At 52.1% G+C, this 14,059-nt stretch carries 14 protein-coding genes and 1 tRNA gene; 10 read left to right on the forward strand and 5 right to left on the reverse strand.

Annotation, left to right across the window (positions count from 1 at the left end):
* Position 1: 1 nt before the first annotated feature.
* From OGW44_RS19340 to cbdX, 10 genes are all read left to right on the forward strand, one after another.
* Positions 2-1,282: an NAD(P)/FAD-dependent oxidoreductase gene (locus tag OGW44_RS19340; RefSeq protein ID WP_016155784.1), complete on the forward strand. Its 1,281-nt coding sequence runs from the start codon at positions 2-4 to the stop codon at positions 1,280-1,282.
* 208 nt (positions 1,283-1,490) lie between these two features.
* Positions 1,491-2,618 carry a hydrogenase 1 small subunit gene (hyaA, locus tag OGW44_RS19345; RefSeq protein WP_185654208.1) on the forward strand — a complete coding sequence of 376 codons (1,128 nt, stop codon included), beginning with the start codon at positions 1,491-1,493 and terminating at the stop codon, positions 2,616-2,618.
* Positions 2,615-4,408, forward strand: a complete 1,794-nt coding sequence (gene hyaB, locus OGW44_RS19350) for a Ni/Fe-hydrogenase large subunit (protein WP_016155782.1) — start codon at positions 2,615-2,617, stop codon at positions 4,406-4,408. Before hyaA ends, hyaB begins: the two co-directional genes overlap by 4 nt.
* An 18-nt stretch (positions 4,409-4,426) precedes the next feature.
* Complete coding sequence (gene hyaC / locus OGW44_RS19355) at positions 4,427-5,161, forward strand: Ni/Fe-hydrogenase b-type cytochrome subunit (RefSeq protein WP_185654207.1); 735 nt, start codon at positions 4,427-4,429, stop codon at positions 5,159-5,161.
* Complete coding sequence (hyaD, locus tag OGW44_RS19360; protein WP_046276295.1) at positions 5,158-5,739, forward strand: hydrogenase 1 maturation protease; 582 nt, start codon at positions 5,158-5,160, stop codon at positions 5,737-5,739. The genes hyaC and hyaD overlap by 4 nt, the downstream gene beginning before the upstream one ends.
* A gap of 5 nt (positions 5,740-5,744) precedes the next feature.
* Positions 5,745-6,143 (forward strand): hydrogenase-1 operon protein HyaE, encoded by a 399-nt coding sequence (hyaE, locus tag OGW44_RS19365; RefSeq protein WP_047417026.1) that lies wholly within the window; start codon positions 5,745-5,747, stop codon positions 6,141-6,143.
* A 1-nt stretch (position 6,144) separates the two neighbouring features.
* Entirely contained in the window at positions 6,145-7,002 is an 858-nt protein-coding gene (locus OGW44_RS19370; RefSeq protein WP_185654206.1) for a hydrogenase expression/formation protein, read from the forward strand.
* An 89-nt stretch (positions 7,003-7,091) separates the two neighbouring features.
* Positions 7,092-8,636 (forward strand): cytochrome bd-II oxidase subunit 1, encoded by a 1,545-nt coding sequence (appC, locus tag OGW44_RS19375; RefSeq protein WP_075846732.1) that lies wholly within the window; start codon positions 7,092-7,094, stop codon positions 8,634-8,636.
* A gap of 11 nt (positions 8,637-8,647) precedes the next feature.
* Entirely contained in the window at positions 8,648-9,784 is a 1,137-nt protein-coding gene (gene appB / locus OGW44_RS19380) for a cytochrome d ubiquinol oxidase subunit II (protein ID WP_137352770.1), read from the forward strand.
* A 13-nt stretch (positions 9,785-9,797) separates the two neighbouring features.
* Positions 9,798-9,887 carry a cytochrome bd-II oxidase subunit CbdX gene (gene cbdX, locus OGW44_RS19385; RefSeq protein ID WP_094169194.1) on the forward strand — a complete coding sequence of 30 codons (90 nt, stop codon included), beginning with the start codon at positions 9,798-9,800 and terminating at the stop codon, positions 9,885-9,887.
* A gap of 251 nt (positions 9,888-10,138) precedes the next feature.
* Here the strand turns inward: cbdX and OGW44_RS19390 are convergent.
* The 5 genes from OGW44_RS19390 to OGW44_RS19410 all read right to left on the reverse strand — a co-directional run bounded on the left by OGW44_RS19390 (position 10,139) and on the right by OGW44_RS19410 (position 14,008).
* A tRNA-Thr gene (locus tag OGW44_RS19390) sits at positions 10,139-10,214 on the reverse strand.
* Between the two features lie 165 nt (positions 10,215-10,379).
* A complete protein-coding gene (locus OGW44_RS19395) occupies positions 10,380-10,844 on the reverse strand; it encodes a methyltransferase family protein (protein WP_047417042.1) in 465 nt (154 codons plus the stop codon).
* Between the two features lie 193 nt (positions 10,845-11,037).
* A complete protein-coding gene (locus OGW44_RS19400) occupies positions 11,038-12,486 on the reverse strand; it encodes an EAL domain-containing protein (RefSeq protein WP_185654205.1) in 1,449 nt (482 codons plus the stop codon).
* 342 nt (positions 12,487-12,828) lie between these two features.
* Positions 12,829-13,302: a FidL-like protein gene (locus tag OGW44_RS19405; protein WP_046276288.1), complete on the reverse strand. Its 474-nt coding sequence runs from the start codon at positions 13,300-13,302 to the stop codon at positions 12,829-12,831.
* Positions 13,277-14,008, reverse strand: coding sequence for a winged helix-turn-helix domain-containing protein (locus OGW44_RS19410; RefSeq protein WP_019076099.1), 732 nt, complete (start codon positions 14,006-14,008; stop codon positions 13,277-13,279). Before OGW44_RS19410 ends, OGW44_RS19405 begins: the two co-directional genes overlap by 26 nt.
* Positions 14,009-14,059: the final 51 nt, after the last annotated feature.

A 14,059-nucleotide genomic window follows, 5' to 3' on the forward strand; every position in this document is an offset into this window, starting at 1 on the left:
CATGACTGAACATACCAGCAGTTATTACGCCGCAAGCGCCAATCAGTACGAACCGTTTCCCACCCTTAGCGAGTCGGTTAGCTGTGATGTTTGCGTCGTGGGCGGTGGATATACCGGTCTCTCCTCCGCCCTGCACTTAGCGGAGATGGGTTACGACGTAGTGCTACTGGAATCCGCGCGTATCGGCTTTGGGGCCAGCGGACGTAACGGCGGTCAGTTGGTGAACTCCTACAGTCGCGATATCGACGTCATCGAGCGCACCTATGGCCCGGACGCCGCCAAAATGCTTGGCAGCATGATGTTTGAAGGCGGTAATATCATCCGCGAACGTATCAAGCGTTATCAGATCGAATGCGACTATCGCCCCGGCGGACTGTTTGTGGCGCTGAACCACAAGCAGATGGAAACGCTGGAGGAGCAGAAGTCGAACTGGGAACGCTACGGCAACACGCAGCTTGAACTGTTAGACAGCAGCGAAATTCGTCGCGAAGTCAGCAGCGATCGTTATGTCGGCGCGCTGCTCGACCACAGCGGTGGTCATATTCATCCGCTGAACCTGGCGATTGGCGAAGCTAACGCCATTCGTCTGAACGGCGGGCGCGTCTTCGAACAGTCGCCGGTCACCCGTATCCAGCACACCAGCCCGGCGGTGGTCAGCACCGAAAAAGGTCAGGTTACGGCCCGCTTTGTGATCGTCGCGGGCAACGCCTACCTCGGCGACAAACTCGAGCCTGCGCTGGCAAAAAGCAGCATGCCATGCGGCACACAGGTGTTAACCACCGAACCGTTGTCTGCGGAGATGGCACGCTCGCTGATTCCAAAAAACTACTGTGTAGAAGATTGTAACTATTTGCTGGATTACTACCGTCTGACCGGCGATAACCGCCTGTTGTACGGCGGCGGCGTGGTCTACGGCGCCCGCGATCCAGACGATATTGAACGTCTGGTAATGCCGAAACTGCTGAAAACCTTCCCGCAATTGCAGGGGGTAAAAATTGATTACCGCTGGACCGGTAATTTCCTGTTAACGCTATCTCGCATGCCGCAGTTCGGCCGTCTTGATACCAACATTTACTATATGCAGGGCTACAGCGGCCACGGCGTGACCTGTACCCACCTGGCAGGACGTCTTATTTCTGAACTGCTGCGCGGGGATGCCGAGCGCTTTGACGCTTTCGCCAAACTGCCGCACTACCCGTTCCCGGGGGGGCGCAGCCTGCGCATTCCGTTTACCGCCATGGGGGCGGCATATTACAGCTTACGCGATCGCCTTGGGGTTTAAGTTCTTCCGCAATAAACCCGACGCACAGGGCGGTCTCCCCTGTGCGTTTTTTTATTCCCGGACAGTGAAAAACAGGTAACGGGCACGAAAATATCGCAATAGGACATAACCCTACACTTTACATTGTTTCTCCCCGCTGATCGGATAGGCTTTTTTAGATTATCGCTGGCGACGTGGCCAGAACTCAACGGGGGAAGAAACGCGTGTTATGAATACGAATAACGAGGAGACCTTTTATCAGGCGATGCGCCGCAAAGGGGTGAGTCGACGCAGTTTTCTCAAATATTGCAGCCTCGCAGCAACATCGCTTGGGCTGGGAGCCGCAATGACGCCCAGAATAGCCTGGGCGCTGGAAAACAAACCCCGGATCCCGGTCGTCTGGATCCACGGGCTGGAATGCACCTGTTGCACTGAATCATTTATCCGCTCCTCTCACCCACTCGCCAAAGACGTCATCCTCTCCCTGATTTCTCTTGATTACGACGACACCCTGATGGCCGCCGCCGGAACGCAGGCCGAAGAGGTATTTGAAGACATTCTGAGCCGCTACCACGGCCGATACATTCTGGCCGTCGAGGGCAATCCTCCGCTGGGTGAACAAGGAATGTTCTGCATCAGTGGCGGGCGACCGTTTATTGAAAAGCTAAAAAGAGCCGCGGCAGGCGCCAGCGCGATTATCGCCTGGGGAACCTGTGCCTCCTGGGGCTGCGTGCAGGCCGCCCGGCCTAATCCAACCCAGGCAACGCCGATCGATAAGGTGATCACCGATAAGCCAATCGTGAAAGTGCCCGGCTGTCCGCCGATTCCGGATGTCATGAGCGCCATCATTACCTATATGGTGACGTTTGATCGTCTGCCTGAACTCGATCGTCTGGGGCGTCCGCTGATGTTCTATGGTCAGCGTATTCACGACAAATGCTACCGCCGCGCCCACTTTGACGCCGGGGAGTTCGTTGAGAGTTGGGACGATGACGCTGCCCGAAAAGGCTATTGCCTGTACAAAATGGGCTGCAAAGGGCCTACCACTTATAACGCCTGCTCCACCACCCACTGGAATGGCGGCGTTTCTTTCCCCATCCAGTCCGGTCATGGGTGTCTGGGATGTTCAGAGAACGGCTTCTGGGATCGCGGTTCGTTCTACAGCCGCGTGGTCGATATCCCGCAGATGGGGACGCATTCAACCGCCGATACCGTGGGCCTCACCGCGCTAGGCGTGGTGGCCGCCAGCGTCGGTGTCCACGCAGTCGCCAGCGCCGTCAATCAACATAACCGCCACAAACAGCAATTAGCCGACGCCGGACAACAGTCGCCAGACAATGAGGATAAACAGGCATGAGCAATTCGTATCAAACCCAGGGATATACGGTCAATAATGCCGGCCGGCGCCTGGTTGTCGACCCCATTACGCGCATTGAAGGGCATATGCGTTGTGAGGTGAACATTGATGAGCAGAACATCATCACCAACGCGGTGTCCTGCGGCACCATGTTCCGTGGACTGGAAATTATTCTGCAAGGGCGCGACCCGCGCGATGCCTGGGCGTTTGTCGAACGAATTTGCGGGGTGTGCACTGGCGTACATGCGCTCGCATCGGTCTATGCCATTGAAGATGCCATTGGCATCAAGGTGCCCGACAACGCCAACATCATTCGCAATATTATGCTGGCGACGCTGTGGTGCCACGACCACCTGGTCCACTTTTACCAGCTAGCCGGAATGGACTGGATTGACGTTCTGAATGCCCTGAAAGCCGACCCGCGCGCAACATCACAGTTGGCACAAAGCCTTTCAGCCTGGCCGATGTCCTCCCCGGGCTACTTCTTTGACGTACAAAACCGCCTGAAGAAATTTGTCGACGGCGGTCAGTTGGGGATTTTCCGCAACGGTTATTGGGGGCATCCGCAGTACAAACTGTCGCCAGAGGCTAACCTGATGGGCTTTGCCCATTATCTGGAAGCGCTCGATTTTCAGCGCGAGATTATCAAAATCCATACGGTGTTTGGCGGCAAGAATCCGCATCCTAACTGGATTGTCGGCGGCATGCCATGCGCTATCAATATCGATCAGAGCGGCGCGGTTGGCGCGGTCGATATGGAACGCCTTAACCTGGTACAGTCAATCATCACCCGCACCGCCGACTTCATCAACAACGTCATGGTTCCTGACGCGCTGGCTATCGGCCAGTTCAACAAACCCTGGAGCCAGATTGGCACCGGGCTGTCTGATAAGTGCGTCTTAAGCTACGGCGCGTTCCCAGATATTGCCAACGACTTCAGCGCGAAGAGCCTGTTGATGCCTGGCGGCGCGGTCATTAACGGTGATTTTAACAACGTCATGCCGGTGGATCTGGCCGATCAGCAGCAAATTCAGGAGTTTGTCGATCATGCCTGGTACCGTTATCCGGACGATCAATTAGGTCGTCACCCGTTCGAGGGGATTACTGAACCCTGGTACAACCCCGGCGATGTCAAAGGCAGCGATACCGATATCCAGCAGCTCAACGAACAGGAACGCTACTCGTGGATTAAAGCCCCGCGCTGGCGCGGACACGCCATGGAAGTTGGACCGTTGGCGCGTACGCTGATTGCCTATCACAAAGGGGATGCCGCCACGATTGAATCCGTCGACCGCATGATGTCCGCACTCAAACTGCCGCTGTCGGGTATGCAGTCGACGCTGGGGCGTATTTTATGCCGCGCGCACGAGGCGCAGTGGGCCGTGAGCAAGCTGCAATATTTCTTCGACAAGCTGATGACCAACCTGAAAAACGGCAATCTGGCTACGGCGAATACCGAAAAATGGGAGCCTGCAAGCTGGCCGCAGCAGTGCCGTGGGATCGGTTTTACCGAGGCGCCGCGCGGAGCACTCGGTCACTGGGCGTCGATTCGCGACCAGAAGATCGACGTGTATCAGTGCGTAGTGCCGACCACCTGGAATGCCAGCCCGCGCGATCCGAAGGGGCAAATTGGCGCCTACGAGGCGGCGTTGATGGGCACCCAAATGGCGATACCGGATCAACCGCTGGAGATCCTGCGCACCTTGCACAGCTTCGACCCCTGCCTGGCATGTTCAACCCACGTCCTCGGCGACGACGGCAGCGAACTTATCGCAGTCCAGGTTCGCTAAGCGTTAAGGAACGGAACGATGACTGGAAAGATATCCCCACGCGTCGGGGAGGCGCGTGATACCGCCGTCAGCCACTATGTGTTTGAAGCACCCGTACGCTTGTGGCACTGGCTGACAGTGGGCTGCATGTTGGTTTTGATGGTAACCGGATACTTCATTGGCCGACCACTACCGTCGGTCAACGGCGAGGCCACTTACCTGTTCTACATGGGCGACATCCGGTTAGTGCATTTCGCCGCAGCCATGGTGTTTACGGTGATACTGCTGGGTCGCATTTACTGGGCCTTCGTCGGCAATCGCTATTCACGCGAGCTGTTTGTCGTGCCGGTCTGGCGTCGCAGCTGGTGGCAGGGTGCCTTTTCGGTGGTGCGCTGGTATCTGTTTCTGGAAAAAAAACCGGGAGAAGATATCGGCCATAACCCCGTCGCGCAGGCGGCGATGTTCGGTTATTTCCTGCTCTCAGTTTTTATGATCCTCACCGGTTTTGCCTTATACAGCGAGCATAGCCAGTACGCCATTTTTACCCCCTTCCACTATGTGACGGAGTTTTTCTACTGGACCGGCGGTAACTCTCTCGATATCCACAGCTGGCATCGGTTGGGGATGTGGTTCATCGCCGCCTTCATCATCGGTCATGTGTATATGGCTATCCGCGAGGACATCATGTCTGACGATACCGTCATCTCAACCATGATCAACGGCTACCGTAGCCACAAATTTGCCAAACGCCAGCGCGATAAGGAGGCGTCATGAGCGAACCTAACGTCATCGTGATGGGCTTAGGCAACCTGCTGTGGGCAGATGAAGGATTTGGCATTCGCGTTGCCGAACGCCTGTACGCCCACTATCACTGGCCGGAATGGGTAGAGATTGTCGACGGCGGCACGCAAGGGCTGAATCTGCTGGGCTACGTTGAGCAGGCCAGCCATTTGTTGCTGCTGGACGCTATCGACTACGGACTCGCGCCAGGCACTTTGCAATCCTACGCCGGTGAACAAGTCCCCAGTTACCTCAGCGCCAAAAAAATGAGTCTGCATCAGAACAGCTTCTCCGAAGTGCTTGCTCTGGCGGAGATTCGCGGTCATCTGCCCGCCCACATCGCCCTCGTAGGACTACAGCCGGTGCAGCTGGACGACTATGGCGGCAGCCTGACCGACATCGCGCGCGCTCAGCTCCCGGCGGCAGAACAAGCCGCGCTAAGGCAACTGGCCGCGTGGGGCATCGCGCCACAGACAATCGATGAAACGCGTTGCCTGAACTATGAATGCCTGTCGCTGGAAAACTATGAAGGCGTGCGTATTCGCCAGTATCGTGTAACGCTGGAGAGATAAGCAACATGTTGAATGACAAACCATTTTCTGCGCTATGGCAACGCATGCTGGCGCGCGGCTGGCAACCGCTGACCGCATCTGAACTGGATGACTGGGTAACGCGTGTGCGTGATGGCGTGGTGCTGCTCAGTAGCGATCCCCGCCGCACGCCGGAAGTCAGCGATAACCCGGTAATGATTGCCGAGTTGCTCCGCGAGTTTCCCCAGTTTGACTGGCAAATCGCTATGGCGGATCTCGAGCACAGCGAGGCTATCGGCGATCGTTTTGGCGTATTTCGCTTCCCGGCCACGCTGGTATTTATCCACGGCGAGCTGCGCGGCATTCTCAGCGGCATCCATCCGTGGGCCGACCTGCTCAACCTGATGCGCCCCCTCGTTGAAGAACGCATCCCCCGGAGCCTGTAAGATGAGTGATACCTTTTTTCATCTGCTGGGGCCGGGAACCCAGCCGGGCGATGACAGCTTCAGCATGAATCCCTTGCCCCTCACCTGCCAGGTCAACAGCAGCCCCAGCATGGCGAGGCTGGAAAACTGTCCGCACAGCCCGGCGGTGATGGCATTGTTAGCCGACGTGCGCCACCAGCTTAGCCAGAAAATTCCCGCAAAACAGGACGTGCTGGGATGGGATTTATCCACGCTCAACGCAGACGACCTCACGTTTTTGAATACGCTGCTCGGCGAAGGCGAAGTTTCCGTGCGTATCCAGCAGGCTGACGGCAGGGCGAGTGAGATTCAGGAGTCTATTTTCTGCGGAATCTGGCGGGTGCGTTGCCAGAATGACTTGGGTCAATGGGAGGAGCATCTGGAGGCAGGCAGTGCGCCACGGGCGCTGTGGCAGGCAGCAACAATCACGACGCTGCCAGACGATAGCCTGTTGCCTCCGCCCGTCGATGGGTTGATGAATGGCCTGACGCTGGCTCAGGAACTGCTGGCGCACGTGCGCGATCCGGCCACGCAACCTCATAGCATTAACCTCACCCAACTCCCGGTTAGCGATGCGGATCGCCAGTTCCTCTCCCGCCTGTGTGGCGAAGGGCGCATCCAGATCCGCACCATCGGCTACGGCGAGAGCCAAATCGACGCCACGGCGCTGCGCCATGTCTGGCATGTGCGCTGTCTGGATACCCTGAAAGGGCTTCTGCTCGAGAGTTATGAGATCTGTCCATTACCGGAACTGATACTGGCTGCTCCGGAGGATCTGCTCGACTCGCTCCAGCGCCTGGATGAAGTCTGTAGCTGGCTGGCATCCGGCCCGCCGGCCTGATCCCCTTCTCCCGACCCGCATACTTTTCTGCTGCGGGTCTGGCGTTTTCTTCCTTATCTATTCACTCTCTAATGCCTGATGGAGTTCGCATGTGGGACGTCATTGACTTATCGCGCTGGCAGTTTGCGCTGACCGCGCTGTACCATTTTCTGTTTGTTCCCCTGACGCTGGGGCTGATTTTTTTGCTGGCCATCATGGAAACCCTGTTCGTGGTGACGGGCAAAACAGTCTACCGCGACATGACGCGTTTCTGGGGAAAGTTATTCGGTATTAACTTTGCGCTCGGTGTGGCGACCGGCCTGACCATGGAGTTTCAGTTCGGGACTAACTGGTCGCTCTATTCCAACTATGTGGGCGATATTTTCGGTGCTCCGCTGGCGATGGAAGCCTTGATGGCTTTCTTTCTTGAATCCACATTCGTGGGGCTGTTCTTCTTCGGCTGGCAGCGCTTAAACAAGTACCAGCATTTACTGGTGACCTGGCTGGTAGCGTTTGGCTCCAATATCTCGGCCCTGTGGATCCTCAACGCCAACGGCTGGATGCAATATCCAACGGGCGCTCACTTTAATATTGATACCCTGCGCATGGAGATGAGCAGCTTTAGCGAGCTGGTTTTTAACCCCATCAGCCAGGTGAAATTTGTGCATACCGTGATGTCCGGTTATGTCACAGGCGCCATGTTTGTGATGTCCATCAGCGCCTGGTATCTGCTGCGTGGTCGCGCTCGCGAGTTCGCCCTGCGCTCCTTCGCGGTAGGTTCCGTCTTTGGCACACTGGCTATCCTCGGCACTCTGCAACTGGGAGATAGCTCAGCCTATGAGGTCGCCCAACGCCAGCCGGTAAAACTGGCGGCAATGGAAGGGGAATGGCAAACCGAACCGGCACCTGCGCCCTTTCATGTGATAGCCTGGCCGCAGCAGGAGCAAGAGCGTAACGCCTTTTCCGTGAAGATACCGGCCCTGCTGGGTATCCTGGCGACTCACTCTTTAGATACGCCAGTTCCGGGGCTGAAGAACCTGATGGCAGACGCGCTACCCCGCCTGCAGCGGGGCCGGGAAGCATGGTTGCTGATGCAGGAAATCGCTAAAGGTAACCGCACGCCTCAGCTACTGCACGCTTTTCACGCCGTGGAAAAAGATCTGGGTTACGGCATCCTGTTGGCCAACTACGCCCCTGACATGAACCATGTCACGCCAGCGCAATATCAGGCCGCACAACGCGGCGCTATTCCGCAAGTTGCCCCCGTGTTCTGGAGCTTTCGCATCATGATTGGATGCGGTTCCCTTCTGCTGCTGGTGATGGCGATTGCGCTGATACAGACCTTACGCTGGCGTATCGACCAGCATCGCTGGGTACTGCACATAACGCTGTGGAGCCTGCCACTACCGTGGATTGCCATTGAAGCAGGCTGGTTTATGACGGAGTTTGGCCGCCAGCCGTGGGCGATTCAGGATATTTTGCCGACCTGGTACGCCCACTCTGCGCTGAGCGCGGGCCAACTGGCCTTCTCCATGGGGCTAATCCTCACGCTTTACACCCTGTTTTTAATTGCCGAAGTCTACCTGATGCAAAAATACGCGCGTCTTGGTCCAGATGCGATGCAACGTCAACAACCGGCACAACCACAGGAATAAAGGAGAGCATCATGTTGGATTATGAAACGTTGCGGCTCATTTGGTGGCTGCTGATTGGCATTATTCTGGTGGCCTTTATGGTCACTGACGGGTTTGATATGGGGGTCGGCTGCCTGTTACCGCTGATCGCGCGCAACGATGATGAACGTCGGGTGTTAATCAATAGCGTAGGGGCGCACTGGGAAGGTAACCAGGTGTGGCTCATTCTGGCGGGCGGCGCATTATTCGCAGCCTGGCCGCGCGTCTATGCTGCCGCATTTTCGGGGTTTTATGTGGCGATGATTCTGGTGCTGTGCGCCCTTTTCTTTCGTCCATTGGCCTTTGATTATCGCGGTAAAATAGCGAATGCACGCTGGCGCGCCATGTGGGACACCGGGTTGGTTATCGGCAGCCTGGTGCCACCGGTTATCTTCGGCGTCGCCTTCGGCAATCTGTTCCTGGGGGTGCCTTTTGTGTTCACACCACAATTACATGTGCAATATCTGGGCACTTTCTGGGAATTGCTCTCTCCTTTTGCCCTACTGTGCGGCGCATTAAGCCTGATGTTGGTCATTATGCAGGGGGGCGTGTGGCTCCAGTTGAAAACCGACGGCCTTCTTCACCTGCGCGCGCTGTCTGCCACCCGCCGCAGCGCGATGTTAGTGGTGCTCTGCTTCCTGTTAGCCGGGTACTGGCTGTGGACGGGGATCGACGGCTATGTGCTGCTTAGCCAGGATCCTAATGGTCCGTCCAACCCGCTATTAAAGGCAGTAACGACCGCACCGGGCGCGTGGATGGCACACTTTGAAAATTCACCACTACTGTTGGTTATTCCGCTGTTGGGCATGATTTTTCCAATGCTCGCGATCTATGCCTGCGGGCAACGTCGGGCCGTGTGGGGATTTCTGTTTGCTTCATTGACCCAGACCTGTGTGATCTTCACCGCTGGAATCACCCTGTTTCCATTTGTGATGCCATCCAGCGCGTATCCACTCTCTAGCCTGACGGTGTGGGACAGTACCTCCAGCCAGACGACGCTCAGTATCATGCTGGTTATCGTGCTGATTTTCCTACCGATAGTTCTGCTTTATACCTTGTGGAGTTATTACAAGATGCTGGGACGAATCAACGTAGAAACCATCCGCCGCCACAACCACGAACTTTATTAGGGAGGACTGGACGATGTGGTATCTGTTTTGGTTTGTCGGCATTCTGCTGATGTGCACGCTCTCCACGCTGGTGCTGGTCTGGCTTGAGTCACGGCAGAAATAGCCCTGCGCGTGCGTTACGCTTCCTGACTCCCCTGTTTATTCGGGGAGTCTTTATTCGTTCACACAAAAGCAGCATGGCTGTACCCAATCCCTGGTTAGCACCAAGCTTTTCTATAAACCGCAGAGTGGTGCTGCAATGGACGTGTTCGAAGAGCGGAAAGGAAATGAGAAGCTATAGAGTGCTAAACCAGTGCGCGAGACAAAAAGAAGGGGATTACATTGAAGATGTGGAGTTGTAACTGCTTGATTGAATGGTGCCGATAAGAGGAGTCGAACCTCCGACCTTCGCATTACGAATGCGCTGCTCTACCAACTGAGCTATATCGGCCCTGAAAAGGACATGTCCACGAATGTGAGCACGGGGTAGAAGGTTAAAACTAACCGGGCGATGCGTCAATGGCCTTGCGAATCAAACGCCTATTTTTGCATCATCCGGTTTCAATTACGCACGAATCGTGTCGTTACAGGCATGCTTATACGCGGTCGGGTATTACTATAACCAGCGGCGAACGTGTTGTTCATAGCGCTCCCATTCCAGCCCGAAATGTTTTCGCAGTTGTTCCTCTTCAAAGTCGATATGCAATCTGGCAACCGCCAGCATAAATACAGGTACAGCCAGTACTCCAGTCAGGCTACCGATGCAAAGAGCAAAGGCCAACTGGAGTCCACTCATACCAAGGTAGATCGGGTTGCGGCTCCAGGCGTAACATCCGTCGGTAACAAGCGTGGTCGATTTATGTGCATGCAGCGGATTCAGGGTCGTACGTTTCATCCGCATCTGCCACGCGGTATGCAATATCACCAACAGACTGACGCCGGCCAGCAATGCGCATATCACGATATTCACCCCGCCGAATGTGAAGCGCGGACTCGCCGTCAGCACATCCGCAACGAGAAAAAGTACTAAGATAAGAGGCGGCGGAAACCAGACTCTTAATTTTGTCAGGAAATGACGCATGGCCAGGAACTCACCTTGGAATCGGTTTAATTAACGCTGATACCGCTATAAATACCCCGTATTAGATACATAAACAAACGATGCCTCACTCACAACAGGCTATCGCCTTCACCAGACAGGCGGGAGTTATCGTACTCACCTCGACAAAAATACCTGCATCAGAGGCATCCGCCCCTGATGTTCCCGAAAGGCTTTACGTTGAGAAAGTAGAATCCGACGCTGATTCAAAAAAATCTAAAGACTGCTTGTAGTAACGCATAAAATCATCAAACGTCACTGGCGGTAAAAATTGATAACCCTGCAGGTAATCAACATTATTTTTCCCCAACCATTGCTGCTGATAGCCATATTCAACGCCTTCCGCCACCATGCGTAACCCCAGGAGTTCGGAAAGGTGAATGATTGACTCGAGCATAGGGATATGTTGCTCAACTTCTTTAATAGCTTTGATAAACGTTTTATCAATTTTTATAACATCCAGGTCTAACTCATTGAGATAGCAAAGGTTAGCGTATCCCGTCCCAAAATCATCTAAAGCAAACAGAACCCCTCTGTTTCGCAACGATCGTATCAGCTCTTTGATTGCAGGAGTAATAGTGAGAGTCTGGTTTTCAGTTATTTCAATCATCAATTTTATTGGTAGCCTTTGCGTTATTTCCATAAAATTAAGACACTCCCAATAAAAGACGGGGTTACTTAAACCTGATGGACTCACATTAAAAGAGACGAATAAAGTTTTATTGAAATCCTCGCTTCCGTCGACCAGATTACGCGCGACGGTGTTCATTAAATAGCTCGTTAACTCATTCATTAAGCCACTTTTTTCAGCCAGCGGTATAAACTCACGCTGAGAAATAGCATAATTATCCCCCTGTGGCCAACGAGCCAAAACCTCAACACCACAGACATCTTCGTTGATATTTACGATGGGTTGAAAATAAGGAATGATCTCTTCATTCCTTATTGCCATACTCAGTCGACTAGAATCTGAGACATCATATGCTTCGCCGTATATTACATTCTTACCAGAATAACTGTTCGTCGAGGAACCTTCATGCAATAGATTATTCCTGGTTAAAAAAATGATAGTTTCATTAAAATGAGAAAATCCCAGACGAGCGGTAATTCGTTCCCGATATCGATACACTGACTTAATTGTTATCGAGTTAGCAAGACAAAAATCGTGCAATTTTTCCTTTGTGAAAGATGCATACAGCATTTTCTCTTCAAACTCAGTCAAATGAAAAGTAAATATCGCTGAACCTTTAGTGACTTCCACAACCTCATTGGGAGCCATTAGATTGGCTCTCAACTGAGAAATCAGCTGATCCGATAGTTCCCGTCCATTAATGAATGCATACTCCTCATACCCCCGATTAATAGAACGATTTTCATTCATCCGAAGAACAATACAGTTTATATTGATAAACTGCGTGCTATTTCTCTGAAACCACTTCCTGACCTGGAATAATGGTAACCGGTTATCGATCACCAGTAAACAGGATGGATACCGTGGAATAATTGACTGTGAACCAGAAATAAATGCCCGCGCATCGACCAACACCAGATTTGGCAACCACGCTTTTATCCCTGAGAAAAGAAAAATATCATAACTGAGCAGAAAAACCTTTTTCGTATTCATAGTTACCACCAACTTAAATTTATGGCATGGCAGGTCCCTCGTTTTATACACGAGAGAATATACAACACCTTTAGCCTCCAGAAATTACAATGCAGTCCGCGAATTAACTTTATCCATAAGTCATCTCACGCAGTTTCAGATTTTATAATCACGATTATCCATATGAATATTACCATTAAATGTTAAGGCCATTTTAATTATTGAAAAAGGAAAAATCCTAATTCTTCATCAATACAAATCCTATTGCTCATTTTCACTGCAAGACAAAACAAAAAACCACGAATACCAAAAATGACAAAATATAAAACTACTAAAACCATAAGGATAACATATTATTGTTACTCATGCTGCCCGACAAACCATTAACGTACGTCGCAGATCTCTGATCGCATAGACATTTTTGGCGATATGGATGATCTTATAATAAAAAATTTCCTGTCGTGACATGAGTTGTTCGGTAACGTCATCAGGAACATTATCATTTTTATTTTTAACAATAGCTACACGACGGGTCTGCAGGTAACCATCACGATCTTTACCAATAAAATTCAGGATAACATTACGATCTACAGCATAATTTTTACCCTGAATATTGAGGCTTCCTATCTGAGATACCCGCCCTTCGGTAGCAGAAGAAATACGAAAAACCAGCAGAACTTCACCTTCAATTTTTACCCCCTGAGTTTGCGCCTCCAGATGCAGGTAAGTTTTTGCCGAGCAGGTCAGCGTCTCAGGTTCTTGATGGCGATATAAAAAATATGCTGTTATCGCTGCAAGAAAGATTGCCCCACTAATAAACAAAATTTTCACATTCACGGACAACCCCTCCTTTCTCTAACGTACAAATCCCAAGCAAATTCACTCTAAGATCATTGCCGGCTGATAAATTATTATCGTCATAAAAAACAATTGTTTTCTTGCCATCATGACAAGCCGCATTTACTTTTCGCCACATATCAGAAGATAAAAATGCTTTCGTTTTATCAGCATTATTGTCATCGGCAGTATAAAGTTCACAATCATCTATTGCCCTGATATAGATAAAATTTTTGGAACTTGAATTAAGTGCTAAAAATATAAAAATAGCGCTTCCAAGAAATGCAAATAATAAAATGAACAGAATAATGTTTTTACGTTTTGGTCTTACGGATGAGTTCACCGTCTCAGTTACCGAACGCACAGTTTCATCTTCAGAGGAAGATGACGATTCATCGCTGATCGAAGCATGGAACAAAAATCCCTGCCGAGGCAGCGTTTCAATGGGATTACCCGCCCCCAGCTCACTAAATGCTTTTCGCAAAATACTGATGCTTTTATTAAGACTATGACCCGATGGGGCCATGCCATGCTTTTTCCAGACTTCTTCAATGATAAACTCGCGGTGGACTTGTTGATTTTTATGGGCAATGAATAGCTCAAGTAGTCTCGCGGTAGACGCCGAAAGAATTATTGTCGTATCGCGATGTTTCAGGCTTTTTCTGGTGGAATCATACTCAACCTGTTCATTAATTATACTGTTCATACTACCTGACTCTTAATTACCGTGACGTTGAGTGCAAATGACTAAAATTTC

This window comes from Citrobacter sp. Cb023 (assembly GCF_030336805.1).
GTDB lineage: Bacteria > Pseudomonadota > Gammaproteobacteria > Enterobacterales > Enterobacteriaceae > Citrobacter > Citrobacter braakii.